The sequence below is a fragment of the Bradyrhizobium sp. CSS354 genome, assembly GCF_029051725.1.
Taxonomy (GTDB): domain Bacteria; phylum Pseudomonadota; class Alphaproteobacteria; order Rhizobiales; family Xanthobacteraceae; genus Bradyrhizobium.
In genome coordinates this window covers 484,309-511,179 of sequence record NZ_JAACFU010000002.1, presented here as the reverse complement: position 1 = coordinate 511,179, position 26,871 = coordinate 484,309, and the positions used below count along the sequence as shown (strand labels likewise).

The window sequence follows — 26,871 nt, the reverse complement described above, 5'->3', positions numbered from 1 at the left end:
TCAGAGCCGCATGCGGGTCGTGGGATCAAACAAGTGAATGTCCCGGGGTCGGGCGGTGATCGAGATGGTCTCGCCTTCGCTGGGAATGTTGCCGTCGCTGACGCGCATGCGGATCATGGTGCCAGCGCAGTCGAGATCGAGCACGGCGGTATCTCCGAGGTCCTCGATCAGGTCGACGCGCGCGCCGAGTCCGCCCTCCGTCATGCGCAGGGCGCCGGGACGAAGCCCGACCACCACATCACGCTTGCCCGCGGTTGTGGTCGTCGTCTTGAGACGATGCCCGGCGATGATCACGTCGCCGTCGACATAGCGGGCGGGAACGAGGTTCATCGGGGGATTGCCGATGAAGCCGGCAATGTCGATCGAGTTCGGGCGCGCGAAAACCTCCGCGGGCGTGCCGATCTGCTGGATCTCGCCTGACATGAACACCGCCATGCGGTCGGCCAGCGTCATGGCCTCTTCCTGGTCATGGGTGACGTAGACCGCGGTGACGCCCAGCGAGCGTTGCAGCTTCTTAAGCTCCGCGCGGGTCTCCAGCCGCAGCTTCGCGTCCAGGTTTGATAGCGGCTCGTCGAGCAAAAAGAGCCGCGCCTTGCGCACAATGGCGCGGGCGAGTGCGCAGCGCTGCTGCTGACCGCCCGAGAGCTGGCCCGGCTTCCGATCCAAAAGGTGGTCGATCTTCACTTTTCTTGCCGCTTCTTGCACGGCGGAAGCAATTTGTGCCTTTGGCAGCCTGGCCATCTCAAGTGGGAAGGCGATGTTCTCTGCGACCGTCATGTGCGGATAGAGCGCGTAGCTTTGAAATACCATGGCGATGTCACGATCGCGCGCGTCAGTCGAGGTGACGTCCTTGTCGTCGATCAGCACGCGGCCGGCGGTGGGCGCATCCAGGCCGGCGAGAATGCGCAGTGTGGTGCTCTTGCCCGAACCAGAGGGGCCGAGCAGCGCGAAGAACTCGCCCGGCTTGATGTCGAAATTGACGCCCTTGAGCGCGGCGAACTCGCCGTGCATCTTGACGATGTTGCGAAAACTGACCTGACCCTGGCCGCTCATCGGCGCCCTCCGCCTTTGACTGCACCGACCGTCAAGCCCTTTACGATATGCTTCTGTGCGACTACGCCGAGCACGACGACAGGCAGCATGGCAAGGACCGAGACCGCTGCGAGCTTGGCCCACAGCGTCTGCTCAACGGAGACGAAATTGAACATGGCCACCGTCACCGGCCGCACCGTGTTGCCGCTGAGCACAACGGCGAACAGGAACTCATTCCACGCATTGAGGAACACAAACACGACGGTTACGGCGATGCCGCCGCGGACCTGCGGAATGATGATGCGCCACAGCGTCTTGAGCCTGCTGGCGCCGTCGAGATAGGCGGCTTCCTCCATCTCGAAGGGAATGTCCTCGAAATAGGAGACCAGTAGCCAGATCGCGAACGGCAGGGAGAACGACAGATAAATCAGGATGATGCCCTGATAGGTGTCGATCCAGCCGATGTTCCGCAGCACCAGGAAGTAGGGGATGATGATGCCGACTGGTGGCAGCATCTGGGTTGCCAATACGTAGAAGCCCGCGAACTTCTTGCCGCGAAAGCGCAGGCGCGCCAGGGCATAGGCCGCGGGCACCGCCATCAACATGGTGACGATAGTAGTGCCGACCGAGATGATGGCACTTGAAAGGAGGTTCGGGAGGATCGATCCGGAGCCGAACAGTACGTCCCGATAAGCCTCCAGCGTCGGCGAGAAAACGAGCTTGGGCGGATAGGCGAGCACGTCGGAATCGGTCTTGAGCGAATTCAGCACGCTCCAGATGATCGGGAAGGCCCAGGCCAGCAGGAAGACCATGGAAATCGCGAGCAAGGCGATGGCGCGGAGACGCTTTGCCGTCACTTCGCCCTCCGCAGGGCAAACAGGATGCCGGAGATGATGATGGTCACGATCAGCAGCGCCACCGCCAGCGCCGCACCGTACCCGATTGACAGCTCGGTGAAGGATTTCCTGTAGGCATAGAGGTTGAGGATCTCTGTCGCAGTCCCGGGACCGCCGCCGGTGACGGTGAAGATCGCAGCAAACGCGGTCAGCGCCACCATCGTCCGCATGATGATGACCATCACGATTGCGGGCCGCAGCAAGGGCAGGGTGATGCGGCGGAAGCGCTGCCAGGCGGAAGCCCGATCAAGCCGCGCGGCCTCATAGATGTCCTCGGGCAGTGAGGCCAGCGAGGCCAGCAGCACCATGAACGCGAACGGCGTCCATTGCCAGGTATGGATTGCGATCACCGAGACCATCGCAAGCGTGGGATCGCCGAGCCAGTTCTTGCTGCCGAGACCGGCGTTGATGGCGAGGAAGTCGACGATGCCGAATTCCGGCGCCAGCATGAAGGTGCGCCAGATCATGCCCACGACGGCCGGCGACAGAACGACGGGCAGGATTGCGATAACACGAAACCAGCCCTGGCCGCGCTTCATGTCCATGACCAGCAAGGCGAGCGCCAGCCCGATGATGACCTGGAGCGCGACGGTCGAGCCGGTGTAGACGAGGCTTACCAGCAGCGACGTCCAGAAGCGCTCGTCGGAGAGCAGCACCTGGTAGTTCTCGAATCCGACAAAGCCGTTGGTGAACGGCATCGCCAGATCCAGCCGGAACGCGCTGGTATAGACCAGGAAGAGCAGCGGGAACGTCGTCGTGGCGAGCAGGGCGAGAAACGCCGGTGCAAGCAGGGCCGCTGCAAACCGGCGCTCGCGCTGCGCCAAGACCCGACCGAAATCGCTGCGAGGCGCCTCACTCGCGATCCCGGCTGATGTCGCCGCTGTCGTCGCCATGGCTCAGCCGCGCATCATGGGTTCGATGCGGCGCTGCGCATCGTCCAATGCGGCCTTGATCGTGGCTTGGCCGGAGAGGGCCGACTGGATCGCGGTTGCCATGGTGTCGCCGATCGCCGGCCATTGTGGCACGCGCGGGCGCCAGTCGACGTCGGTATCATCCTGCAGAGCGCCCATCGTGGCTTCGACGAAATTCTCGCCAAAGCCGTTCATGAGCTTGATGTATTCCGGATCCTTCCAAACCGAGGTGCGGTTGACGCCGGAGCGCTTGGTCGGGCCTGCAAAACGATGCGCGGTGCGCGCCTGGGTCTCGGCGCTCGCGGCCCATTGAATGAAAAGCCACGTCGCCTTGCGCTTCTTCTCGGGCAGCGCGGAATTGATTGGAAAACCCCAGTTCCAGATCGAGGTGGTGCGCGTGCCCGATGGGCCCTTGGGCCAGCGCGCAAAGGCGACCTTGCCGATGACCTTGGACTTCTCGGGATTGTTGATGACCGAGGCCGAGGAATGCGCGTCGATGTAGCTGGCGACGGTGCCTTGCGAGAAGGCGTCGGCAATATCGGGCCAGTTCCAGTTCGCAGCCGCCGTCGGCGCGTACTTCTTCATGATATCGACGTACCAGGCGAGCGCCGCCTCGGCCTCGGGGCCATTGACGGTGAGCTTGCCGCCCTTCATCCAGTCGCCGCCGAATTCGCGGAAAATTGACGGATAGATGTACATATTCTGGCCGGCACCGGCGACGCCGCGCAGCGCTGCGCCCCAGATGCGGTCGTTCGGCGTGTTCAGCGCCGCGGCGTTCGACATATAGGCTTCGAGCGTGTCGGCCGGCTTTAGACCCTTCGCGTCGTAGAGATCCTTGCGATAAACCTGAATGGTGACTTCGCCGTCATAGGGCATGCCATAGAGCTTGCCGTCGATGCCATTGGCGCTGCGCCAGGCCGGAATGATGTCGTCGAGCTTGAACCATGCCTGGTCGGTCAGCGACTTGTCGTTCAGATAGGTGTCAAGCGGCTCCACCCATTTGTTCGCGGCGTAGAGCGCGTAATACATGGGGTCCGCGGCATGGGTCGCGTAGGTGCCGGTCTTCGAGGTCAGGTCGATGACGCTCTTCTGACGGATCTGCGCCGGCGGAATCTTTTCGAAACGGACATCAATGCCGGTCAGCGCCTTGAACTGCGGCGTAAGCGTGATGAGGTTTTCGAAGTAGCTCGCCGGGATCACGGCGACCGTGATGGTCTCGCCGGAGACCTGCTGCCAGTCGATCTGAGCGGATTTGTAGGGCGCGAGGTCGGTGTCCTGTGCTGCGGCTTGCCGGAGAAAGGCCGGACCAAGCGTCGCAACGGCGGCGGCTGCGGTTCCGGTCTTGAGTAGCGTTCGTCGCGTCGGCTTGAATGACGGCATGCGGTCCTCCCGAAAATCCGGATTTATAATTCCGGTTAGTTAAGACATTTACTTAAATGTTATAACATGTCAACCGCGACCAGCCTGTGTCTGCTTGAGAGCGACTGGCCAATGTCGGCCATTACACTGAATGAGGTCTCAAAGTCGTGGGGTGCGATGCCCGGCCTCGATGACAGCAGTCTGACGGCGGACAAGGGGCTCGCTGCTGGTGCTGCCAGGACCGTCGGGGCTATGGCAAGTCGACCACGTTGCGGCTGATCGCCGGTCTATCGCGAGATCATGGCGGAGCTCCCCAAGCTCAGGCTTGGTGAGTTGAGGTTGTGGAAGGAAGTCAACGGCACGAACCGCAGGTCCGGCCGAAGGATGAGCGATGCGATCTTCCTGAGCAGGAAGGCCCCGGGCCCCCCTCAAGCTCGGCGACAAGAAGGAGCTCGACCGGGCGGAATGGCGAAAGCGCGCGGGTGGAAATTGCCTCCAACCTCGCGCTACGCGCCAAGCTGATTCCGAAATAGGCGGCGTGCCTTGCCGCGCTCTGTGCAGAGTAGAACGGGACAGTCTAACCTGCTGCGCGCGGGAGCATGCCCCTGGTCGTGATCTCCGCCGAGAGTTCTTCGATCGTCTTGCGCTGCTCCATCGCGGTTCTGCGGATCAGGGCAAAGGCGGCAGGTTCGGCGAGCGCATGCGAATGCATCACCTGAAGAACGGCAGCCAGAACGACGCGACGTGATCGCAGGCGCTGTTCGAGCTTGAGAATCTGCTGCTTCAGTTCGCTGGTGCGTTCGTTGCGCTCGAACGCCATGACGACCGCTGCGTAAATGCCGGCCGATCGCAACGGCTTGATGAGGAAGGAAGCCGGATCGAGTTCGAACACCAGCTTGAGGCGGCTTGGCGTCTCGGTGCCGAGCAGGGCGATGACAGGCGATCGCGCGAGGAACGCACGTTGCGCCGCTTGCAGCAGGGGCAGGAACTCGTCGTCGATCAGCGACAGGTCGGGAGCGAAGGTGACGGGCTCCGCAGGCGACCATGCAACCCCCTCGATCCCGAGACGCTCGAACTGGCGTCGCACGATGGTTGCGTCGCGTTCGTCCTTGATGGCGACGAGCGCCTTGCGTCCGCGTAGCGAAAATGAAGACGGTCTGCTCATTTTACAACCCGCAAATGCGGCGCGTTCGGCAATGCGCCGCCCGCCGAGGTTTCTTTCGACGGACTGACGGCGACGTCGAGCTGCGTCAGGTAAGGATCAGGTTTAACAGGCGCGTCGGCTTCCCAGAAGATATCAAACTGTCCTTGCGGATTGGATACCGCAAGCCGCGGTGTAAGGACGCAATGATTGTTGCCACCGTCGATCCACACCGGTCCTTGCGGCGAATTGTAGCGATATCCGGCCGCGGCGCGTCGCACCTCGGAGATGTCAGACGTGCCCGCGCGTTGCAGCGCGCGCGCCAGCAGATAGACTGCGACATAGGCGGATTGCCCGTCGACGGAAGGGCTGCTGTCCTCCCCGTAGCGCGCCCTCCAGCGCGCGACGAAGGCGCGGTTCTCCGGCAGGCGGATGCTCTCGAAATAGGCGGACGACGTGATGCATCCGGTCGATGCCGGCCCGACAATCGCCAGTTCCGGCTCGCACAGGCTGCAGCTCAGCATGGGAATCACCAGCCCCGCGGCCCTGGTGCCGGCGTGAAATGCGCGGATGAAGTCGTAGCTCGAGCTTCCGACCAGTGTGTTGAACACGATTGGCGGCTTGCGGCGAACGATCTCGTCGACGATGTGACCGACGGCGCTCTCGCCGAGCTCGAGCAGCCGCTCGGCGAGGATGTGGCCATCCGCCGCGCTGACCAGTTCACGGGTGACGCGATTGGTCTCCCAAGTCCACACGTAGTTGGAGCCGACGCAGAAGATCTCCCGCGACAGATTGTCGAGCACGTAGCGGACCAGCGGCAGCACGTTGTGATTGGGAGAGGCGCCGACATAGATCACGTTGTCCGAGCACTCGAAGCCTTCGTAGCGGGCGGGATACCAGAGCAGGCGATCGGTGCGCTCCACGATGGGAAGCACCTGCTTGCGCGAGGCCGAGGTGTAACAGCCGATGATGTGCGCGACGCCGACATTTCGAATGAGGTCGTCACAGACGGTGTGATACTCGGAGACGATGCCGCGAGGATCGCGAACATGAGGCGCGATCGCGAAGTCGAAGTCCGTCTGGCTGTTGATCTCGTCGACCGCCATCATCGCGCTCTTGAGGATCTCGCGTCCCATGGCCTGATAAGGCCCGGACTGCGAGCAGATGATGCCAACGGGAACAGACGGCTTTGTCATTGACAGCTTTCGATCAAGTAACGCGAAGATGAAATCATCATCGCGGATGACTGCGCAAGTGGCTTGCCGTTTTGCTGCGCAGCACTCTCGAAATTTAGGCAGACAGCATCGTTGACAACGCGATAGGCAGTTACTTAGACTTTTCTCCTACAGGGCAACCTGTCGAACCTCGCGTGCGCCGATCTGGCCGATGACGTCCAGTTCCTTGCACTAAGTGCTTCGTTCGATCACGGACCCTAAGCGACAGATCATAGCCGCGGCATTTGAGCCATTCGTCGCCTCATTCGGGAGGGACGGGTGGCTTTTTTCGTTTGCCGCCGAAGAAGCTGGCGATGCGTCCGCGTCGCCAGAACGGTGGCGCATGCGCGAGACGGCGGTGTGTCATGTGAGCGGGAGGATAAAGAGCGATGGCGGAAACGGATCTCCACTATCTCGGGCTCGTCGACCTTGGACGAAAGATCCAGGCGAAAGAGCTGTCGCCGGTCGAAGCGACCAAGGCGATGCTCGGGCGGATCGAGAAGCTCGACGGCAAGCTCAAGAGTTTTGCCTATGTGATGGCTGACTCGGCGCTCGCCGATGCCGCCGCGGCCGAAAAGGAGATCGTCTCCGGCAAGATCAGGGGGCCGCTGCACGGTGTGCCTGTGGCGGTGAAGGATCTCTGCTGGGCCAAGGGTGCACCTGCCGCGCATGGCATGACGATCCATGGTGACTTCCGCCCCACCGAGGATGCAACGGTCGTGGCGCGGCTGAAGGACGCCGGCGCCATCATCCTTGGCAAGCTGCAGCAGACCGAAGGCGCCTACGCCGATCATCATCCGAAGATCGACCCACCGAAAAATCCGTGGAACGCGGATCTCTGGCCGGGCGCATCGTCGAGCGGTTCCGGCGTCGCGACGGCAGCAGGCCTCTGCTTCGGCTCGCTCGGCACCGATACCGGCGGCTCGATCCGCTTTCCCTCCGCGGCCAATGGCGTCACCGGCCTCAAGCCGACCTGGGGACGGGTCAGCCGCTACGGCGCTTTCGAACTCGCCGCGACGCTGGACCACATCGGTCCGATGGCGCGAAGCGCGGTCGATTGCGGCGCCATCCTCGGCGTAATCGCGGGGCAGGACCCCAAGGACACGACGGCGGTGCCGCTGGCGGTTCCTGACTATCTTGCCGGGCTGACCGGTGATCTGCGCGGCGTGACCATTGGCGTCGACCGGCGCTGGACCAGCGACGGCACCGACGGCGATGCGGCAAAGGTGCTGGCCGAGGGGTTGCGGGTGGCGGCCGATCTCGGTGCTAAGATCAAGGAAGTTGCCTTTCCCGATCCCAAGGCGATTATCGACGACTGGTTCCCGCTCTGCGGCATCGAAGTCGCGGTCGCGCATGAGGAGACCTATCCGGCACGCAAGGACGAGTACGGCCCGGCGCTGGCGGGCCTGCTCGATCTCGGCCGGCAACAGTCCGGCATGGACTATCAGAAGATTGTGCTCCGACGCGAAGCGTTTCGCGGCGCCGTGCGTGCGCTGTTCGAGACGGTCGATCTTCTCGCGATCCCGGCCCAGGCGTTCGCCGCGCCGACGCTTGCCAAGATGGCAGCGCTCGGTGAGGACGCCTCGCTGATTGGAGGCTTGCTCCGCTTTACATGCCCGTTCGACATGACGGGGAGTCCGACCGTGACATTGCCCGGCGGCTCCGCGGCGAATGGCGGCCCGGTCGGTTTCCAGTTCGTCGGCCGTCACTTCGAAGAGGCCGGCCTCGTTCGCGCAGGCGATGCGTTCCAGCGCGTCACCGACTGGCACAAGCGTCATCCCGCGATCTGAGCCGAGGAGCCGATCTCATGTCCGAAGACTGGTTGAACACATCCATCTTGGCCAGGCGCGCCGTCGCCAAGGGCGCGACCGGCGCGACCCATAGCCTGACCATCGAGCAGCAGGGGGACTTCCATTACGTCTACGGTCCCTATGCCAAGCCGACCCTGTCGATCGACCCGGGCGGGGTGGTCGTCATCGAAACCGAAGATGCGTTCGGCGGCGTGCTGACCAAGGAGACCGACAGCCCCACCGCCAAGCTCAACTTCCCCTATCTCAATCCGCAATGCGGGCCGATCGCGGTGAATGGCGCCAAGAAGGGCGATTGCCTCGCGATCTATATCCGCGACGTCGAGACACGGGGCGAGCAGCCGGCCGGCACGACCTGCATCATTCCGGAGTTCGGCGGGCTGGTCGGGACCGGGTCGACGGCGCTGCTCAATCCGCCGTTGCGGGAGCGCGTGAAGAAGCTGCATGTCGACAAGAGCGGCGTGCGCTGGAACGACAGGCTCACGCTACCCTACGAGCCCTTCATCGGCACCATCGGCGTCTCGCCGGAGATCGAGGCGATCTCGTCGCTGCAGCCGGACTATCACGGCGGCAATATGGACCTGCCCGACGTCGCGCCAGGGGCGATCATCTATTTCCCGGTACATACCGACGGCGGGATGCTCTACGTCGGCGACTGCCACGCGACGCAGGGCGACGGCGAACTCTCCGGCGTTGCGCTCGAGCAGCGTGCGACCGTCACGCTCCAGGTCGATTTGATCAAGAACTGGAGCTTCGCCTGGCCGCGGCTCGAGACCAAGGACTTCATCATGACGATCGGCAGCGCGCGTCCGCTCGAGGATGCGGCGCGCATCGCCTATCGCGAGCTGGTGCGATGGATGGCGGCCGACTACGGCTTCGACGAGATCGACGCCTACATGCTGCTCAGCCAGGCCGGCCGCATGCGCCTCGGCAACATGGTGGACCCCAAATACACGATGGGGGCGTCCATCCTGAAGAATTACCTCAAGCCATGACACCCAGCCGCTTTCCATAGAGGGGACATCACGATGAATTCGGGACGCAAATTACGGATGGTTTTGCTCGGCGCCTTGCTCGGCACAGTGGCGTCGATGAGTGTTGGGCGCGCAGCGGAGCCGCCACTGAAGGTCGGCCTGCTCGAGGACGTGTCCGGCGATCTCGCCTTCATGGGCATGCCGAAGCTGCACGGCTCGCAGCTCGCTGTCGAGGAGATCAACAAGAGTGGCGGTATCCTGGGGAGGCAGATCGAACTGATCCACCTTGATCCGCAAGGCGACAACGCGCGCTATCAGGAATTTGGCCGCCGCCTGCTCAATCGGGACAAGGTCGACGTGCTGATCGGCGGCATCACCTCAGCCTCGCGCGAGGCGCTGCGTCCGATCGTCGATCGCACGACGACGCCGTATTTCTACACCAACCAGTACGAGGGTGGTGTCTGCGACGCCAGCATGATCAGCATGGGCGCGGTGCCCGAGCAGCAGTTCTCGACGCTGATCCCCTGGATGGTCGAGAAGTTTGGCAAGAAGGTCTATGTCATCGCCGCCGATTACAACTTCGGTCAGATCTCGGCGGAGTGGAACCGCAAGATCATGAAGGACCTGGGCGGCGAGGTCGTCGGAGAGGAATTCATTCCGCTCGGCGTGTCGCAATTCGCGCAGACCATCCAGAACATCCAGAAGGCGAAGCCGGACTGGCTGCTGACGATCAATGTCGGCGCCGCCCAGGATTCGTTCTTCGAACAGGCGGCCGCGGCCAACCTCAACCTGCCGATGGGCTCGTCGATCAAGGTCATGCTCGGCTTCGAGCACAAGCGGTTCAAGCCGCCGGCGCTCAACAACATGCACGCGACCGCGAACTGGTTCGAGGAGATCGACACGCCCGAGGCCACCGAGTTCAAGAAGCGATGGCACGCGAAATTCCCCGACGAGCTCTACATCAACGACATGGGGTACAACGCCTATAACGCGCTTTACATGTACAAGGCGCTGGTCGAGAAGGCGAAGTCGATCAAGCTCGAGGACATGCGCAAGGTCATCGCCACCGGCGATGCGTGTATCGATGCTCCCGAAGGCAAGGTCTGCATCGATCCCAAGAGCCAGCACACGTCTCACCGCATGCGCCTGATTTCGGTTGGACCAAAGCATGAGGTGAAGGTCGAGAAGGACTATGGCACGATCCAGCCTTATTGGCTCGGCGAGATCGGCTGCGATCTGACCAAGAAGAACGACAAGGATCAGTACACGCCAAACCATCTTCCCAAGAAGTCGTGATGTTCGGGCACGGATCTTGCTCGTGTTGAGTCTTACGATCCTGAACAAAACCGGCGCCGCAACGACGCGGCGCCGGGAGCGGCGGGGGTGACAGGATGTCGGCTGAAGTGTTCTCGGTATTCTACCAGTTCGCCGACGTCTTCGCGTTCCTCATTCTCTCGGCCGCGGGTCTCGCCATCGTGTTCGGCATGATGGGCGTGATCAACATGGCGCATGGCGAGTTCATCATGTGCGGCGCCTATGTCACCGTTGGCCTGGTGAATCTCGGTGTGCCGCTCGCAATCGCACAGATCCTGGCCGCGGTCACCGCGGGTCTCATCGGAGTTCTCGTCGAGTTCCTCGTCGTGCGGCGATTCTACAAGCGGCCGCTGGATTCGCTGCTCGCGACCTGGGGCCTCAGCCTTATCGTGACGCAATCGATGCTCCTGATCGTCGGCTCTGCCGTGCGCGGCATCGGAACGCCAGAGGGAAGTTTTGCGATCGGCGGCTATACGTTCTCGACCTATCGCCTGGTTCTGTTCGGTTGCGCGGTGGCCGTGCTGGCCGGCCTCTACATCATCTTTATGAAGACGCGGTTCGGCGTGATCGCCCGCGCGACCATGCAGAATGCGGCGATGGCGAAGGCACTCGGCGCGCGCACCGGACGCATCTATGCCATCAGCTTCGGGATCGGCACCGGCCTCGCCGGGCTTTGCGGGGCGCTATACGCGCCGACCATGACGCTGATTCCGACCATGGGGGCGACGTTCGTCGTCGAGAGTTTCGTCACTGTCGTGATCGGCGGAGCCAATGTGCTGCTCGGAACGGCGCCGGCGGCGGTGTTCCTGGCGATGATCCGGATGGCGCTGAACGCGAGTTACGGCCAGATTATAGGGCAGATCGGCATGCTGGTGGCCGTCATCCTGATCATCCGCGTGCTGCCCGAAGGGCTCTCCAGCGTGCTGGTTCGGCGTGGGCGGTAAGAGGAGATGTTGATGTTCAAGCTGCTGGAAGGTCCACAGACCCTTGGACGTGGCAGGATGTTCTGGTCTTGCTTCCTGGTTGGGTTGGGCGCGGCGCTGACCTACCCGCTGTTCGCCGACTCCTACGATGTCGGCAATTTCGCCTACTTCCTGATCTGGATCTTCATGGCACTTGGCCTCTGCCTGATGTGGGGCTATGGCGGGATGCTCTCGTTCGGCCAGACCCTGTTCTTCGGTATTGCCGGTTACGGTTACGGCGTGCTCGCGATCAACATGGGCGGCGGGAGCGCGACGATTGCCGCGCTCGTGCTCTCCGTGGTGCTCGCGATGATCGCGGCGGGCATCCTCGGCTACTTCATGATCTGGGGCGGTATCAATGGCATCTTCTTCGGCATCGTTACGCTGTCCGCAACGCTGGTGCTGGCCTTCTTCCTCGGCCAGACGGCTGGACCGGAATGGCATATCGGTCCGGCCCGGCTGAACGGCTTCAACGGCATGAAGGGCATGGACCCGCTGACCGTGGGTGACTTCTACATCGAGGGATCGGCGCTCTACTATGTCATGGTCGCGCTGATCGTGATCGTCTATCTCGCGCTGCGGATGCTGGTGAACTCGGGGATCGGCAACGTCATCGTGGCGACGCGCGAAAATCCGCAGCGTGCGGAAATGCTGGGCTATGACGTCCGCAAATATCAGCTTCTGACATTCGTGATCGGCAGCGGCCTCGCTGGGCTGAGTGGTGCGCTGTACACATCCTGGGGGCAGTTCATCACACCGTCCAGCATCGGCTTGCCGGCTGCCGCGATGCCGATCGTCTGGGTCGCCTTCTCCGGGCGCAGCGATCTGACGGCGACGTTGGTCGGGTCGTTCCTGCTGCTGTTCGGCTTTCAGACCATCACCGTCTACAGCCAGCAGGCCGCGCTGGTGCTGATGGGGGCGTTGCTGCTCGCCACGGTGATGCTGGCGCCGCAGGGCTTCGTGCTCGGCATCGGCAAGCTCGTTGCGGACTGGTCGCGCGGACGACGTCGCGGTGACGGTGACGTCATCGCGGAGGCCGGTCGCTTGCAGTCGGAAGAGTCCTGATCATGGCGCTGGTCGAGGTCAAAGGCGTATCCAAGCGGTTCGGCGGATTGACCGCGGTCTCCGGCGTCGACCTCACGGTCAACGCCGGCGAGGTCCACTGCCTGATCGGTCCCAATGGCGCCGGCAAGAGCACGCTGTTCAAGCTGATCGTGGGTCTCTACCCCCCGACCGAGGGCAGCATCCTGTTCGACAGTGTCGACATCACCAAGGAGCGTCCCTATGCGCGCGTGCAGCGGGGCATGAGCATCAAGATGCAAGCCCCGAGCGTGTTCAAGGAATTGCCGGTCCGACAGAACATCCAGACTGCGCTCCAGGAGCGATTGTCCGGCGCGGAACGCATCGCGGAGGAAAATCGCCTGCTGACGCTGCTCAACCTCGCACCGGACAGCGACAAGCTCGCGGGCGCGCTGTCGCATGGCCAGCAGCAATGGCTCGAGATCGGGATGGCGCTGGCGCTCAAGCCGCACCTCCTGCTGCTGGATGAGCCGACGGCCGGCATGTCGCCGGAAGAAACCTACAAGACCGGGGAGCTGATCAAATCGTTCAATGCCGAGGGAATGACGGTGCTGGTCGTCGAGCACGACATGGCCTTCGTACGCCAGGTGGCCCAGCGCGTCACGGTGCTGCATCTCGGCAAGATCTTTGCGCGCGGTGATCTCGAGAGCATCTTGCAGGACGAGAAGGTCGCGGAAATCTATCTCGGCAAGACCCATGCTCACTAAGCCCAAACCCACCGACCGGATTTTGCACGTATCGGAATTATGGGCCGGATATGGTGCGACGCCGATCCTGCAGGGAGTCACCATGTCGGTCGCGCGCGGCGAGATTGTCGGCGTGATCGGCCGCAACGGGGTCGGCAAATCGACCTTGATGCGATGCCTGATCGGCCTGCTGCAGACGTGGCGCGGCACGATACAGTTCATGGAGCAGGACGTCACGGCGCTGGAAGCCGATGCACGGGCGCGGGCCGGCTTCGGCTACATCCCGCAAGGGCGCGACGTGTTTCCACAGATGACCGTCGAGGAGAATCTTCAGGTCGGAGAGCTGATCGGCGGCCCCGGCGGCAAGAAGCTGCCGGAGCTCGTCTATGAATATTTTCCGCGGCTGAAGGAGCGTCGCCGGCAGGCCGCGGGCACCATGTCGGGCGGCGAGCAGCAGCAGCTCGCCATCGGCCGGGCGCTGATCGGCAATCCGTCGCTCATGATCCTGGACGAGCCGTCCGAGGGCATCCAGCCGTCGATCGTCCAGCACATCTGCGAGGCGCTGCGGTCGTTCCGCAACGAGCTCGGAACCACCATCATCTTCGTCGAGCAGAACCTCGACACGATCCTGGCGGTCGCCGAGCGCTGCTACATCATGGAGAAGGGCAAGATTACGCAGTCGCTGGCAGGCGCCGAGGTCAACGAGGAGAACGTCCGCGAACAGCTTCTGCTCTGAATGGCAGCATGCGTGTCTTGAAGTCGTCGATAGGGAGGAAATGAACATGGATCTGGGACTCAAGGGAGCAAGGGTTCTCGTCACGGGCAGCACCAAGGGCATCGGCAGGGCGATCGCCGACACGTTTGCGGCCGAAGGCGCCAATGTCGGCATCTGCTCGCGCAACCAGGCCGACGTCGACAACGCGGTCACCGCGATCAAGGCGAAGGGCGTCGCCGCGTTCGGCAGCTCGGTCGACGTTTCCAACGGCCCGGCGCTCAAGGCCTGGGTAGAGGATATGGCCTCCAGGCTCGGCGGCATCGACGTCGTCGTCGCCAATGTCAGCGCGTTGTCGATCGGGCAGGACGAGGAGAGCTGGGAGAAGGAGTTCTCCACCGACATGATGGGCACTGTGCGGCTGGTCAATGCGGCGATGCCGTATCTGGAGAAGAGCAAGGCCGCCGCGATCGTCACCATCTCCAGCGTGTCGGGCCGCGAGGTCGATTTCGCCAGCGGGCCCTATGGCACGTTCAAAGCCGCGATCATCCACTACACGCAAGGGCTCGCATTCCAGCTTGCTGGCAAGGGCATCCGCGCCAACTCGGTCTCGCCGGGCAACACTTATTTCGAGGGAGGCGTCTGGAACCAGATCAAGGATGGCAATCCCGAGCTGTACAAGGCTGCACTTGCGCTGAACCCGACCGGCCGCATGGGCACGCCGCAGGAAATGGCGAACGGTGCGGTGTTCCTCGCCAGCAAGGCTGCAAGCTTCATTACGGGGACCAACCTCGTGGTCGATGGCGCGCTCACGCGCGGCGTGCAGTTCTAGGGCCGCGAGCGCATCGCGCTTTCTCCCCCCGCCTGCGGGGGAGGATCGGCGAGAGGGTGTCTCCGCGTCGGGAATCCCCAAGAGGAGAAAGCCCTTATCCGTGCAGCGGCGCGACCTCTCCCGCGAGCGGGCGAGGTGCACCGAGTTTGTCGTTCAGTTGAGAATAACACCAAGAAGAAGAGCCTCCAATGTCCACCGATCCAATCCACTACAAGCAGATCACCGAACTCTCCGAACTGTTCCGCCGGGGTGAGCTCCTGCCGTCGAAGGTGACGGAGGCCATGCTGAGCCGGATCGAGAAGCTCGACGGCAGGTTTCACGGCTACGCACTCGTCCTCGCCGAGCGCGCCATGGCTCGGGCGAAAGTTTGTGACGCGGAGCTCGCGAAAGGGATCTGGCGCGGGCCGCTACACGGCGTGCCGATCGGGCTGAAGGATCTCTGCTACACCACCTTTGCGCCGACGGCGGGCGGCACCACGATCCACGCCAAGTTCGTCCCGTCCTTCAATGCGACGATCGTGGACCGGCTCGAGCATGCCGGCGCCGTTACGCTCGGCAAGCTGAAGATGACCGAGGGTGCCTACACCAGTCACCATCCGGACGATCAGGCGCCGCTCAATCCCTGGAACGTCGACTACTGGGTCGGCTCCTCCTCGAGCGGATCGGGCGTGGCGACCTCGGCGGGGCTCTGCTTCGGCTCGATCGGTAGCGACACCGGCGGCTCGATCCGGTTTCCGTCCGCGACCTGCGGGCTGACCGGCATCAAGCCGACCTGGGGACGCGTCAGCCGTCACGGCATCTTTCCCCTGGCGGACTCGCTCGACCACGTCGGGCCGATGTGTCGAAGCGCAGCCGATGCGGCCGCCATGCTTGGCGTGATCGCGGGAGCGGATGTCAACGACCCGACGGCGCTGCAGGCGCCGGTGTCGAACTATCTAGCCGCGATCGGAGACGGCATTCGAGGCTTACGGATCGGCATGGACCGCAGCTACACCCAGAATGGGATCGATCCGCAGGTGGTCGCCGCGCTGCTGGACGCCGAGCGGACGCTTGCGGCGCTGGGGGCCGACATCCGCGAGGTCAAGTTTCCGGCCTATGAGAAGCTCGTGAGCATGTGGATTCCGATGTGCTCGATTGAGACCGCGGAGGCGCATCTCGAGACCTATCCGTCGCGGAAGTCGGAATACGGCCCCGATCTGGCGCAGCTGATCGAGCAGGGGAGGTCAATGAGCGGCGTCGAGATCGCGCAGATCCATCACGAGCGCCTGAAGTTCTGCGGCAGCCTCTCCGCGTTGTTCCGTGACGTCGACCTGCTGCTCATTCCCACCATGCCCGTGCCGATCCCGACGCTAACCAAGATGGGGGAATACGGCGCAGATCCGGGTGTGCTGCTCAGCATCCTGCGCTTCACCGCGGTGTTCGACTTCTCCGGCAGCCCGACGATCACGCTGCCGAACGGCATAGCGTCGGACGGCCTACCGCTGAGCATGCAACTGGTCGGCCCTCATCTGTCCGAGGATGTGCTCGCCCGCTCCGGGCATGCCTTCCAATCGGTGACGGACTGGCACACCCGGCGTGCTCTGATCGATTGAACCTATGTCGGCCCGGCTCAGGGGCCGAACCGTCGCTTTCCGCATCACTGACGGTATTTTGAATTGATACTGTGGCAGTTCAAGAAGTGGCGATTTCCGCCACTTCTGTAGACTATTCGTCGATCGTCTCCGACAGGTAGCCATATCGCCGATACTTCGAACAGCGCAAATTATCCTGTGAATTCGAGATCGAAAATTGCAGCGGATATACCATCGGGATATGTCCGTCAGATGTGGAGATTTGTGCTTGTAGAACAAGGACGAAACTTTCTGCTCAACAATCGAGTGGGGGTAGTGTGGCCGGCGGCTGCCGCGCAATTTGGCTTGGTTTGGCGCGTCGACCTGAGTTGCGGCACCCACTTACCCCCTATCAGGGTGTGAATCCCACAGGCTTACGCAAGCAGCGTGTTGTGGCGCGCTCCAGCGGCCTCCACGAGTTCAACAGGTGTTTTTGTTCTGATGAGCCAATCGCACGTTGCGGCTTCGCGTAACTATCGGTGTGGAGATACTTTGCTGATTGATAGCTAAGCGGCCATTCGCAGCAGATCGAGGATGTCGGCTTCGCTTTTGAATGGCCGCGGATTGGCCAGGACGAAGCGATGATTGATTGCAATCTTGCTAATCTGGTCAAACTTGTCTTCGCCAATCCCGACGTCGGCAAGACGGCCGGGCAATCCAAGTTTCTTGGTGAATTGCGCGAAGGCGGCGGCGGCTTCCATACCGGGCTCGCCAAGGGCCGTCGCCAGGCGTTGCTGCGCATCCTCAGTGAACGGCTTGTTGTAACGAAGCAGGCTCGGCATGATGACCGGTGTGCAATAGTAGTGCGGAACGCCGAACGTTCCGCCGAGCACATGGCCAATGCCGTGACTGGCTCCCATCGGTACCCGCGCCTGGAGGCCGAAAGCGGCGAGCCACGCGCCGTATTGGGACAGTCGGCGCGCCTCCAGATCATCAGGTTGCTGCAAGGTCCGGAGCATTCCGTCGCGCAGGGTGCGGATGCCCGCCAGGACGACCTCGTCGGCGAGCGGGGTGCCGGCAGGGGAGCACAAGGCTTCAATGCCGTGATCCATCGAGCGCGTTCCCGATCCCATCCACAGCTTGGAAGGCGTATGAACGGTGAGCGCAGGGTCGAGAATGATCGCCACCGGCATCATCCGGGGATGAAAGAAAATCTGCTTCAGCCTGTTGCGTTCATCCGTGACAAGCGCTGCTGCATTGTATTCGCCGCCATTCAGCGTCGACGGCACCGCGATCTGTCGAATTTTTGGCGATCGGAACGGTGAGACGGTGACCCCAGGCCCCATCGGGAAGGGATCGAAACCCGCTTCGTCGGCGATGTCATGTTCCATCGCCATGATGACGATCTTGGCGAGGTCGATCGCCGAGCCTCCGCCGACGGCGACGACCAGGTCGGCTCCGGCATCCTTGGCTTGACGGGCAACCTCGGCAGCTTGCTTGCGCGTGGTGTGCTCTGCAATTCCATCGAAGGTCGCGACATGTCTTTCGCCGAGCGCGCGCCGGATCTTCTCGATCTCGTCGGTCCTGGTGTTCAAGGTGCGGCTGACGATCAGGAAGATGCGCTTGGCATCCAGCCGCACCGCTTCATCGTTCAAGGCGTCAGACGCAGCTTTGCCGTATACGACACGATCTATTGCCGGAAAATTGTGTATCCCTGCTTTGCGCATTTGCGTTGTCCCTGTGAGTTATCGAGCACCGGTCCTCAAGCGGCGACAGTGTCGCGAATCTGTCGCGACGCCGTTTTCAGAAAGGCCTGAGCGAGATCGGGATCGTTGACAACGCGTGAGAGTGTCAACGCCCCGACCATTGTCGAAAGAACGGCCATGGCTTTGCTCCTGGATTCTTCGTCGCTCGTTTCAGCGATCAGCCGGCTGAGGATTTCGATATGAGCTTTGATCCCGCCTTCAAACGACGCTTTCACCTCGCTGCTCTGTCTGGCCACATCGGAGCCGAGCGCCACGATCGGGCAGCCGTCCATCTTTTCGTCGCGATGATCCATGCTGAGATAGAACCCCATCACTGCCCGCAGGGGATCCTCAGGGGCCGCGGCGATGGCCGTCGACCACCGAAGTGTGGCGCTCTCCAGCGCGCGCGCCGACGCCTGCGTGGCCAGGTCCTCCTTCGACTCAAACTGCTTGTAGAATGCGCCTTGGGTCAGCCCGGCAGCTTCCATCAGGTCCTTGAGCCCGATGCCGTCAAATCCCCGCGACCGAAACAGGCGGCTTGCGACGTTGATGACGTTTTGCCGGTTTTCCTCAGCCTGATTGCGACTCACTCGCATCACTGGGTCTCCAAATTTGGATTGCGTTCAACATCTATTATTCGATATAGAGCTCGAGCGCAATCTATCTGGTATGAGGCGATCGTATGAGAGCGCGACCCGTGATCGAGCTTGGGAGCGTCCTGATGCGCGGTGGCCGCATTCGTTGCGCTTCGCGCGCCGGCAGCCTCCGCCGTGGGCGACCCGAGACAGGAAGCACCGGTCGTCAGGATCGCGGCCGCGGCGCGGATTACCGGATCGTAGCGTGGCTTCACCGGCATCCATCGGGGCGCGGATACCTTACCGTAAGCTTTCGGCCGATCAAACTTGTTCGGGTGACAGACGAAACGGCCGTGATCTCCGGGTTGACCTCTGGTGATGCGATCGTTTCGCTCGGCGCTCACCTCCCGCAGGAGGGCGCCCGCGTCAGGACCACCGCTGGAAGCCGGAGCAACTGCCTGGTCTCAATCTAACCGCGCTAACCGTTGGAGAAGCTATATGTACAGCTACATTGTCGAGCAAGAAATCCGAAAGAGCTTCGACCATGTCAACAACCATCGCTGGGATGAAGTGGTGAACGGGGCCGTGCCGCACGTCCATCACCGTGTTTCCGGCAATCACGCGCTGGGTGGGGAGCGCCACGACAAAGCCGCCCTGCGCCGCTGGTTCGAGCGGCTCGGACGCGTCCTGCCAACTCTCCAGATTAAGATCAACAACGTGTGGGTGAAGGGCTGGCCCTGGAACACCACCGTGTTTGTCGAGTGGGACGGCACCGCAACGCTGCTCGATGGCGACGGCTTGTACGTCAACCGCGGTCTCCACGTGTTCACCCTGCGGTGGGGCAGAGTCCATGCAATCGATGAATTTCTGGATTCACAGGAAGCCGCGCGCGGGCTTGCAGCCCAAGCGGCAGCTGGCCTCAAGGAAGCTGCCGCCGAACCAATTGTAAGTTAGTAAATGAACCTCAATCTTTCCGCGAAGGCCGTTCGCGAACGGGCCGTCACCCTGTCCGATGGCCTATACGCTGATCGGCGGCACGGCGGTCGGAACGGTGCTGAACCTGCTGTTTCTTCCTGCGCTCTACGTCGCGTGGTTTCGGATCAAGCCCCGGACGAACTCTATGAGAGTTCGGCCAAGAATTTAGAATTGCGAACAGCAATGGCCGCCGAGTAGGGCTCGGCCAAATCTCTCAGTGCAGCGGTGGGTGTCTGCTTAGATAAGCCAGGCACTGCGTGCCCTCGCACCGGCCTCACAGTTCAAAAACAGAATGTAAAAGGATCTTCAGGAGCGTGGAAATACGCCAGCGATCCTCTCCCAGAATAGCCGAATACGCGGCATTTCAGGCTCGATTATAGATCAAAAGCTTTCCAGTGCGAGAGCGGCCCTTTGTCCGAGTCCCGGCACGTGAGCATCTAATCGCTTGACGAGTTCAAAAAAAGAACTGTAGTCTGCGCGAAGGTGGCCGAGCGCAACGGCCGCGAAGCGCCGGATTACAGCTCGACCCGTTCAGCGCGTGCCTCTTCGCAAGGACGCGCGACGAGCCGCCGCCGGCGCAACAAAACAAAAGCCGCACACCCGAAAAGGGTGCACGTTTGGGAGGACGAGCAATGTTGGTGAGATGGAAGATCGTCGCGGCTCTGGCTCTGTTCTTGAGTGGTCCCGCATTCGCCGCTTCCGAGCCGGGAATCTCTGCTACCGAGATCAAGATCGGCGGGGTTTTTCCCTTCAGCGGACCGGCATCATCGATCGGTTTGGTGGGCAAGGGCCTTATGGCCTACATTCAGGCCCTGAATGACCGCGGCGGCGTCAACGGACGCAAGATCAACTACATCGCCTATGACGACGGATACAGTCCTCCCAAGGCGGTGGAGCACGTCCGCAAGCTCGTCGAAAGCGACGAAGTATCGTTCATGTTCGGCCAGCTCGGCACGCCCGGCATCTCGGCCACTGCAAAATACCTGAAGGCCAAGGGGGTACCGAGTGTCGCCATCGTCAGCGGCTCGTCCAAATTCACGGATGTCGCCAATTTCCCGCTGATCACCACGGGTCTCGTCAGCTACGACAACGAAGGAAAAATCTACGCCAAATACCTGACGAGGACGTTGCCGAACGCCAAATATGCCATCCTGTATCAGAACGACGATCTCGGCAAAGATTACCTCGGCGCCTTCAAGGCGTTCCTCGGAAAGGATTTCGATCGCAAGGTCGTCAGCGCTTCCTATGAGGTCACCGAACCGACGATTGACTCGCAGATTACCAATCTGAAGAGCTCGGGTGCCGAGGCGCTGGTGATTGCCGGGACACCCAAGTTCGCGGCACAGGCCATCCGCCAAGCTTCCGTGATCGGCTGGAAGGCGACCGTGATCATCAATTTTCCGTCCGGATCGGTCGGAGGCACGCTTGCACCGGCCGGCCTGGACAAATCGGTTGGCGTGATGGTCGGGACGATCAACAAGGATATCCTGGACGAGACATGGAAGGATGACCCGGGCATGCAGGCCTACCGGGCATTTCTCGACAAATATCTCCCGGGCGTCGATGTCACCAACGGCAGTTATCTGACGGGCTATCAGCAAGGCGTCCTGCTCGAGCAGATTCTGAGGCAATGCGGAGATGATCTGTCGCGGAAGAATATTCTGGCACAGGCGAAGAACCTTAAAGATGTCGTCGTTCCCACTGCGCTGCCCGGGATCAAGGTCAACACCAGCGAGACGGAGAACATGATCTGGACGCAGATGCGGCTGCAGCGCTGGACCGGCACGACGTGGCAAGCCTTCGGAGAAGTCCTGGATGCCAGATCCGAGTGAATCTGGCGCCGCCCGCCGTTCTATCCGTCCGCGGAAATTCAGGAGATCGTTTTCGATGTCGACGAGGCCATTGACGTTTGCGCCAAGGGAGCTCTCTGTCGAGCGTCGGATCGACGGCACGCTCATATTGAGGTCGCCGCTCGAATTGGGGCCATGCGACTGGCGCGTCACCGATTTTCTGCCGCGCTGGGCAAGCGCGGTTCCGGACAGAATATTCCTCGCGCAACGCAATGCCAAAGGGGGATGGGACGAGATCACCTATGGCGAGGCATGGGCGCAGGTCCAGGCGGTCGGCCAGAGCCTGATTGATATGGGCGCAAAGCCGACTGACAGGCTGGCCGTGCTTTCGGGCAACTCCATCGAGAATGCGGTGATCTCCTTTGCGGCAATGTCGATAGGCGTCATTCTGGCGCCAATATCGCCGAACTACACGCTGATGCCCGGCGGCCTTGCGCGCCTCAAGGACATCGCGCAGGTGCTGCGGCCAAACTTCGTTTTCGTTCAGAGTGGACGCGATTTTTCTGCAGCCCGTTCCATTCCCGAATTGGCAGACTCGGCCTGGATCAGCGTCGATGGCACGCCGCAGACGACGCCCTTCCGTGTCCTGATGGATCGAACGGACCGTGACGGATTCACGCGTGCGTCGGGTGCAATCTCCAGCGACGCCGTTGCGAAAGTTCTCTTCACCTCCGGTTCGACCGGCCTGCCAAAGGGCGTGCTGAACACGCACCGCATGATGGCGAGCTCCCTGCAAATGGGGAGCCTGCTCGTGTCGCCTCCGGAGGCGCCGGTTCAGGTCGAATGGCTGCCGTGGCACCATACGATGGGCAGCAACGTCATTCTTCACGGCATTCTCAAGAACGGTGGCACGCTCTACATCGATGACGGCCGGCCGCTGCCTCAGCTCTTTCACAAGTCGGTGGCGAACCTCAAGGAGATCTCGCCGACGGCGATGTTCAACGTTCCCGCCGGCTATAATCTGTTGTGCGATGCCATCGAGAACGACGTCGGCCTCGGCGCGAGCATCTTCAAGCGGCTGGATCGACTGAGCTACGCTGGGGCTGCCATTTCACAAGGCACACTCGAAAAACTCTATCGGTTGACCTCGTCGATCACGGGCCGGCGGATTCCGGTGATGTCGGGCTACGGGACGACCGAAACGGCGCCGACAATCAGCACGACCCATTGGGCAACGGATCGGCCGGGCGAGATTGGCCTTCCCGCGCCGGGCGTGCAGCTGAAACTGATCCCTGTTTCCGACACCTTCGAGGCCAGGGTGAAGGGGCCCAACGTCACCCCCGGTTACCTCGGCAGGGACGATCTCACCGAGAAGGCCTTCGACGAGGAGGGGTTCTATCGCATCGGCGACACCGTGTCGTTTATCGATCCCGAGATGCCGGAGCTTGGTCTGCGTTTCACGGGCAGAATTTCCGAGAACTTCAAGCTCGCGAACGGCACCTGGGTTGCGATCGGAGCGATGCGTGCCGCCATCCTGGCCGCAACGTGCGGCGTCCTGCTGGACATTGTCGTTGCGGGAGAAAACCGTGAAGCCTGCGCGCTGCTATGCTGGCTGAACCCGACCGAGGCGGCGCGGATTTCGAACGCGCCAGCTGCTGATTTGACCTGCGACCCCCGAGTGATCGAATTCCTGAGGCAGCGCTTGCGGGAATACAATGAGGCGGTTGGAAGCAGCGAAAAAATCTGCTCATTCACCCTGCTGAAGGATCCGCCCTCGTTGGCCGCGGGAGAAATCACCGACAAGGCCTATGTCAATCAACGTGCTGTGCTCAAACACCGGGCTGATCAAGCGGACCGTCTCCACTGCAACGAACCCGACGCAGCCGTGATTCGAGTCTGAGGATGCGCTCGGTTCGTGATGCCAGTGGCTGGCTCAAGCGGCGCTGCGGCGCGGCTTTGCCTTCGGCTTGTCAGGTGCCGCGATCGTCCGCAGGCTTTGGGCGCCTGGGCCTGGATGGGTATGAACCTCCTTGGCCAGGAGCGGCTCGCCGCATTCAGAGCACACGATGACCGGATCGAAGTCCTTTCCGCACTTGCGATGCTGGTGCAGCAACGGCCGGCCGCGCTCGTCGACCATGTGAGTGTCGCCCCAATGCACGAGTGCCATCATGATCGGATAAAGATCGAGGCCCTTCTGGGTCAGGATATATTCGTGACGCTTGGGCGCCTCCTGGTAGGGAATGCGGCGCAGGATGCCCTGCCGAACCAGCTTCTTCAGCCGTTCGGCGAGGAGATGACGGGTAATTCCGAGCGCCGACTGGAATCCTTCGAAGCGCCGCGTGCGCAGAAAGCATTCGCGCAGGATCAGAAGGGTCCAGCGGTCGCCGATCACGCCGATGGTTCGGGCCATCGAACACGGCTCTTCCTCCAGTTCTTTCCACTTCATCCGTACTCTCCAATCATCCCGGCAAGGCCCGCTCGAATCGCCGCCGAGGTCGCTGCATTTCCCTAACATTCTAGATAGGTACTGAATTCCAAACAATACCCGATGAACTGGTCAAACCAGCACAAATACCGTCAAATTTGACAGTTCGATTTTAGAACTATAGAAGTGAGAACAGGCAAGCCATGCGATTGGATCGCCGGTCCCTGACCATCCAATACGCTCTGCGGGAGAAAGCGGTCATGACCCTCAAGGTTGAATTCCAGTTCGATTTCGGCAGCCCGAATGCCTATCTGGCGGAGGTCGCCATCCCAGGGATCGAGCGGCGGACGGGCGTAAAATTCGAGTACGTCCCGGTCCTGCTCGGCGGGATCTACAAGGCGACCGGAAACATGTCGCCGTTCGATTCGCTTCGCGGGATCAAGAACAAGCCGGAATACCAGGCGCTCGAAACCCAGCGGTTCATCCGGCGCCACAACATCACGAAATTTCGCCAAAACTCCTTCTTTCCGGTCAATACATTGATGCTGATGCGCGGGGCCGTCGCGGCCCAGTTCGAAGGCGTGTTCGAGCCCTATTTCCGTGCCGCCTATCATCACATGTGGGAGGAGCCCAAGAAGATGGACGATCCCGAAGTGTTCCGGAGTGCATTTGCTTCCTCGGGGATCGACATCGACAGGCTGGTCGCGCGCGCGCAGCAGGATGACGTCAAGAAGAAACTGATCGAGCTCACCAATGACGCCGTCAGCCGCGGCGTCTTCGGCTCGCCGACATTCTTCGTCGGCAAGGAGATGTTTTTCGGCAAGGACCAACTCCGGGACGTCGAGGAATCGATCGTCAAACAGACCCGGCAGCCCGTTTCCAAGACCGGCTAGTTGCCTGTCCGGGCGATCGTGGTGAGGGGGGCAGCGGGAAGAGTTAACCTCAGCCCGTTGGCATAAAAAAATCCAGGGAGAGTGCAATGGCTGGTCCGCTTGGCGGCGTTCGTGTCCTCGATCTGACCGGCGTGGTGTCGGGCCCGTTTGCGACGATGTTTCTGGCAGATCAGGGCGCCGACGTGCTCAAGATCGAGCCGATCGGCGGCGATATCACCCGTCGCAGCCGTGCCACTATCGACAAGGATGGCGAATTCTCGGCGCTGTTTATCTCGTCGAACCGTGGCAAGCGCTCGCTCTCGATCGATGTCAAGAGCACGGCCGGGCGCGAGGTGCTGGCCAAGCTGGTCGCGCAGGCCGATGTCCTGGTGCAGAACTTCCGCCCCGGCACCATGGAGCGCCTCGGTCTCGGCGTCGAAGAGTTGCGTCGGCGCCATCCGCGCCTGATCTACGTGTCGATCAGCGGCGTCGGCGAGACCGGACCGTATGTGAAGAAGCGCGTCTACGATCCAATTATTCAGGGCCTGTCGGGCTTTGCCGATATCCAGTCGCAGCCGGTCACAAACCGCCCGCAGATGATCCGCACCATCGTTTGCGACAAGACCACCGCCGTGTTCACCGCGCAGGCCGTGGCGGCCGCGCTTTACGCGCGTGAGAAGACGGGGCAGGGGGATCATATCCAGGTCGCGATGCTGGACGCGATGATTTCCTATCTCTGGCCGGAAGGCATGATGCAGTACACCGTGGTCGGAGCCGAGGCCGCCGCCGCCGATCCCAACGACCGGCCGGATCTCGTGTTCAAGACCAGCGACGGCTACATCACGGCCGGCACCATCTCCGATTCCGAATGGCAGGGCTTCTGCCGGGCGTCCGGCGATGCCGAGCTTGCCAAAGATCCGCGGTTCGCGACCCCCTCGGCACGTTCGGTCAATGCGACGGCGCGCATCAACAAGATGGCGGAGTATATCGGCCAGCACACGACCGCCGAATGGCTGGAGCGTCTGGACGTCGCGGATGTGCCTTGCGCGCCGATCCTGCGGCGCGGCGAGATCATCCACAATGAGCAGGTCGTGGCGCGCGGGATCATCGCGGAGTTCGATCAGCCGAAGGTCGGCCGTGTGCGCCAGCCCAAGCCCGCGGCCCGCTTCGAGGTCAACCAGGCCGCGATCGGCGGCCCAGCCCCGCGCGTGGGCGAGCACTCGCGCGAGGTACTGCGCGAACTTGGCTACGATGATGGCGCGATCGACGATATGGTCGCTGCTCGCACGTTGCGCGTGGCCGTTTAGGCCGACGCCCTTTCCTCGTCCGGCGATCGGCGATCAAGCCTTGGCAGGCACCGGTGTAATCGGTGCTGCCGGAACATTCGCCGCAGCCGCGTGCTGGTAAGCCTCCCGGCTTCGCATACGCTCGAGATAAGGCAGCGCATTGTCGCAGATGCCGACACCGTAGGCGACCGCCCAGTCCAGGCACGTCGTCAGCAGGATATCGGCGCTGCTGAATCGCTCGCCCATGATAAAATGTCGGCCGTCGGCCAGCGCGACCTCGACATGGCGAAGCTGCGCCCGAAAATATTCGGCGGCTTGAGCTACGACCTCCGGTGCGACGCCGTAGATCGGGCCGAGCGCATCGGCGCTGTGACGGCGCATCACATACAGGCTGGTCGAGTCGAGCTCGGTGACGATGAAGAAGCACCATTCCAGCCACGCTGCATAGTCGCGGGTGGATTCAGGGATCAATGCGCGCTCCGGCGTAGAGTACATGCGCGACAGATAAGCGACGATCGCGGCGCTCTCGCCGATGCGGAAGTCACCGTCCTGCAGCAGCGGAATCTTCTGGCGCGGATTGAGCTTGGTGTATTCGGCGGTCTTGGTCTCGCCGGTCCGTGGGCCGATCGGCTTGATCTCGTAGGGCAGGCCCAGTTCGTGCATCGCCCAGTGCGGCCGAACGGTGCGGCTTGTCCCGACGCCCCACAAAGTGAGGTCTGGACTGTCGCCCAT

General features: G+C 62.0%; 24 protein-coding genes and 2 pseudogenes. 16 read left to right on the top strand and 10 right to left on the bottom strand.

Annotated elements, in window-relative coordinates:
* The 4 genes from GWG67_RS06395 to GWG67_RS06380 are packed head-to-tail and all read right to left on the bottom strand — an operon-like array spanning nt 1 to nt 4,219.
* Nucleotides 1–1,053 carry an ABC transporter ATP-binding protein gene (locus GWG67_RS06395; protein ID WP_275168268.1) on the bottom strand — a complete coding sequence of 351 codons (1,053 nt, stop codon included), beginning with the start codon at nt 1,051–1,053 and terminating at the stop codon, nt 1–3.
* Nucleotides 1,050–1,889: a carbohydrate ABC transporter permease gene (locus GWG67_RS06390; protein ID WP_247447685.1), complete on the bottom strand. Its 840-nt coding sequence runs from the start codon at nt 1,887–1,889 to the stop codon at nt 1,050–1,052. The genes GWG67_RS06395 and GWG67_RS06390 overlap by 4 nt, the downstream gene beginning before the upstream one ends.
* On the bottom strand, nt 1,886–2,821 hold the full coding sequence (locus GWG67_RS06385) for a carbohydrate ABC transporter permease (RefSeq protein WP_275168267.1): 936 nt from the start codon (nt 2,819–2,821) through the stop codon (nt 1,886–1,888). Before GWG67_RS06385 ends, GWG67_RS06390 begins: the two co-directional genes overlap by 4 nt.
* A 3-nt stretch (nt 2,822–2,824) precedes the next feature.
* Nucleotides 2,825–4,219: a sugar ABC transporter substrate-binding protein gene (locus GWG67_RS06380; protein WP_275168266.1), complete on the bottom strand. Its 1,395-nt coding sequence runs from the start codon at nt 4,217–4,219 to the stop codon at nt 2,825–2,827.
* 264 nt (nt 4,220–4,483) lie between these two features.
* On the opposite strand from GWG67_RS06380, the pseudogene GWG67_RS06375 reads away from it, so the two are divergent.
* Nucleotides 4,484–4,720 (top strand): annotated as a pseudogene (locus tag GWG67_RS06375) (NUDIX hydrolase); the annotation flags it as partial.
* 55 nt (nt 4,721–4,775) lie between these two features.
* On the opposite strand, the gene GWG67_RS06370 reads toward GWG67_RS06375, so the two are convergent.
* Both GWG67_RS06370 and GWG67_RS06365 read right to left on the bottom strand, forming a co-directional pair.
* Nucleotides 4,776–5,363 carry an ANTAR domain-containing response regulator gene (locus GWG67_RS06370; RefSeq protein WP_275168265.1) on the bottom strand — a complete coding sequence of 196 codons (588 nt, stop codon included), beginning with the start codon at nt 5,361–5,363 and terminating at the stop codon, nt 4,776–4,778.
* Entirely contained in the window at nt 5,360–6,535 is a 1,176-nt protein-coding gene (locus GWG67_RS06365) for a transporter substrate-binding domain-containing protein (protein WP_275168264.1), read from the bottom strand. Before GWG67_RS06365 ends, GWG67_RS06370 begins: the two co-directional genes overlap by 4 nt.
* A 407-nt stretch (nt 6,536–6,942) precedes the next feature.
* Here GWG67_RS06365 and GWG67_RS06360 point away from each other — a divergent pair, with 407 nt between their 5' ends.
* The 9 genes from GWG67_RS06360 (at nt 6,943) to GWG67_RS06320 (ending at nt 16,513) form a co-directional block, all read left to right on the top strand.
* Nucleotides 6,943–8,343: an amidase gene (locus GWG67_RS06360; protein ID WP_275168263.1), complete on the top strand. Its 1,401-nt coding sequence runs from the start codon at nt 6,943–6,945 to the stop codon at nt 8,341–8,343.
* Between the two features lie 17 nt (nt 8,344–8,360).
* Nucleotides 8,361–9,356: an acetamidase/formamidase family protein gene (locus GWG67_RS06355; RefSeq protein ID WP_275168262.1), complete on the top strand. Its 996-nt coding sequence runs from the start codon at nt 8,361–8,363 to the stop codon at nt 9,354–9,356.
* Between the two features lie 57 nt (nt 9,357–9,413).
* Nucleotides 9,414–10,631, top strand: coding sequence for an urea ABC transporter substrate-binding protein (locus tag GWG67_RS06350; protein WP_181956203.1), 1,218 nt, complete (start codon nt 9,414–9,416; stop codon nt 10,629–10,631).
* Between the two features lie 95 nt (nt 10,632–10,726).
* Complete coding sequence (locus GWG67_RS06345) at nt 10,727–11,593, top strand: branched-chain amino acid ABC transporter permease (RefSeq protein WP_247385980.1); 867 nt, start codon at nt 10,727–10,729, stop codon at nt 11,591–11,593.
* A 12-nt stretch (nt 11,594–11,605) separates the two neighbouring features.
* Nucleotides 11,606–12,676, top strand: a complete 1,071-nt coding sequence (locus GWG67_RS06340) for a branched-chain amino acid ABC transporter permease (RefSeq protein ID WP_275168261.1) — start codon at nt 11,606–11,608, stop codon at nt 12,674–12,676.
* Nucleotides 12,677–12,678: 2 nt separating this feature from the next.
* The gene (locus GWG67_RS06335; RefSeq protein WP_275168260.1) at nt 12,679–13,398 is read left to right on the top strand and encodes an ABC transporter ATP-binding protein; all 720 of its coding nucleotides are present in this window, start codon (nt 12,679–12,681) and stop codon (nt 13,396–13,398) included.
* Nucleotides 13,388–14,113 (top strand): ABC transporter ATP-binding protein, encoded by a 726-nt coding sequence (locus tag GWG67_RS06330; protein ID WP_275168259.1) that lies wholly within the window; start codon nt 13,388–13,390, stop codon nt 14,111–14,113. The genes GWG67_RS06335 and GWG67_RS06330 overlap by 11 nt, the downstream gene beginning before the upstream one ends.
* A gap of 46 nt (nt 14,114–14,159) precedes the next feature.
* Complete coding sequence (locus tag GWG67_RS06325; protein ID WP_275168258.1) at nt 14,160–14,921, top strand: SDR family NAD(P)-dependent oxidoreductase; 762 nt, start codon at nt 14,160–14,162, stop codon at nt 14,919–14,921.
* 188 nt (nt 14,922–15,109) lie between these two features.
* Complete coding sequence (locus GWG67_RS06320) at nt 15,110–16,513, top strand: amidase (RefSeq protein ID WP_275168257.1); 1,404 nt, start codon at nt 15,110–15,112, stop codon at nt 16,511–16,513.
* A 524-nt stretch (nt 16,514–17,037) separates the two neighbouring features.
* Here the strand turns inward: GWG67_RS06320 and GWG67_RS06315 are convergent.
* Together GWG67_RS06315 and GWG67_RS06310 are read right to left on the bottom strand one after the other, a co-directional pair.
* Entirely contained in the window at nt 17,038–18,198 is a 1,161-nt protein-coding gene (locus GWG67_RS06315; RefSeq protein ID WP_275168256.1) for an iron-containing alcohol dehydrogenase, read from the bottom strand.
* Between the two features lie 35 nt (nt 18,199–18,233).
* Nucleotides 18,234–18,812, bottom strand: a complete 579-nt coding sequence (locus GWG67_RS06310; protein WP_275168255.1) for a TetR/AcrR family transcriptional regulator — start codon at nt 18,810–18,812, stop codon at nt 18,234–18,236.
* Nucleotides 18,813–19,093: 281 nt separating this feature from the next.
* On the opposite strand from GWG67_RS06310, the pseudogene GWG67_RS06305 reads away from it, so the two are divergent.
* The 4 genes and pseudogenes from GWG67_RS06305 to GWG67_RS06290 all read left to right on the top strand — a co-directional run.
* Nucleotides 19,094–19,264 (top strand): annotated as a pseudogene (locus tag GWG67_RS06305) (efflux RND transporter periplasmic adaptor subunit); the annotation flags it as partial.
* A 25-nt stretch (nt 19,265–19,289) separates the two neighbouring features.
* Nucleotides 19,290–19,745, top strand: coding sequence for a nuclear transport factor 2 family protein (locus GWG67_RS06300; protein ID WP_275168254.1), 456 nt, complete (start codon nt 19,290–19,292; stop codon nt 19,743–19,745).
* Nucleotides 19,746–20,398: 653 nt separating this feature from the next.
* Nucleotides 20,399–21,598 (top strand): ABC transporter substrate-binding protein, encoded by a 1,200-nt coding sequence (locus GWG67_RS06295; protein WP_275168253.1) that lies wholly within the window; start codon nt 20,399–20,401, stop codon nt 21,596–21,598.
* Nucleotides 21,582–23,456, top strand: a complete 1,875-nt coding sequence (locus GWG67_RS06290; RefSeq protein ID WP_342761020.1) for an AMP-binding protein — start codon at nt 21,582–21,584, stop codon at nt 23,454–23,456. The genes GWG67_RS06295 and GWG67_RS06290 overlap by 17 nt, the downstream gene beginning before the upstream one ends.
* A gap of 33 nt (nt 23,457–23,489) precedes the next feature.
* Here the strand turns inward: GWG67_RS06290 and GWG67_RS06285 are convergent, their stop codons facing one another.
* Complete coding sequence (locus GWG67_RS06285; RefSeq protein ID WP_275168251.1) at nt 23,490–24,002, bottom strand: helix-turn-helix domain-containing protein; 513 nt, start codon at nt 24,000–24,002, stop codon at nt 23,490–23,492.
* Between the two features lie 239 nt (nt 24,003–24,241).
* On the opposite strand from GWG67_RS06285, the gene GWG67_RS06280 reads away from it, so the two are divergent.
* Together GWG67_RS06280 and GWG67_RS06275 are read left to right on the top strand one after the other, a co-directional pair.
* On the top strand, nt 24,242–24,874 hold the full coding sequence (locus tag GWG67_RS06280) for a 2-hydroxychromene-2-carboxylate isomerase (RefSeq protein WP_275168250.1): 633 nt from the start codon (nt 24,242–24,244) through the stop codon (nt 24,872–24,874).
* 86 nt (nt 24,875–24,960) lie between these two features.
* A complete protein-coding gene (locus GWG67_RS06275) occupies nt 24,961–26,160 on the top strand; it encodes a CaiB/BaiF CoA-transferase family protein (protein WP_275168249.1) in 1,200 nt (399 codons plus the stop codon).
* 33 nt (nt 26,161–26,193) lie between these two features.
* On the opposite strand, the gene GWG67_RS06270 is transcribed toward GWG67_RS06275, so the two are convergent.
* Entirely contained in the window at nt 26,194–26,871 is a 678-nt protein-coding gene (locus tag GWG67_RS06270) for a glutathione S-transferase family protein (protein WP_275168248.1), read from the bottom strand.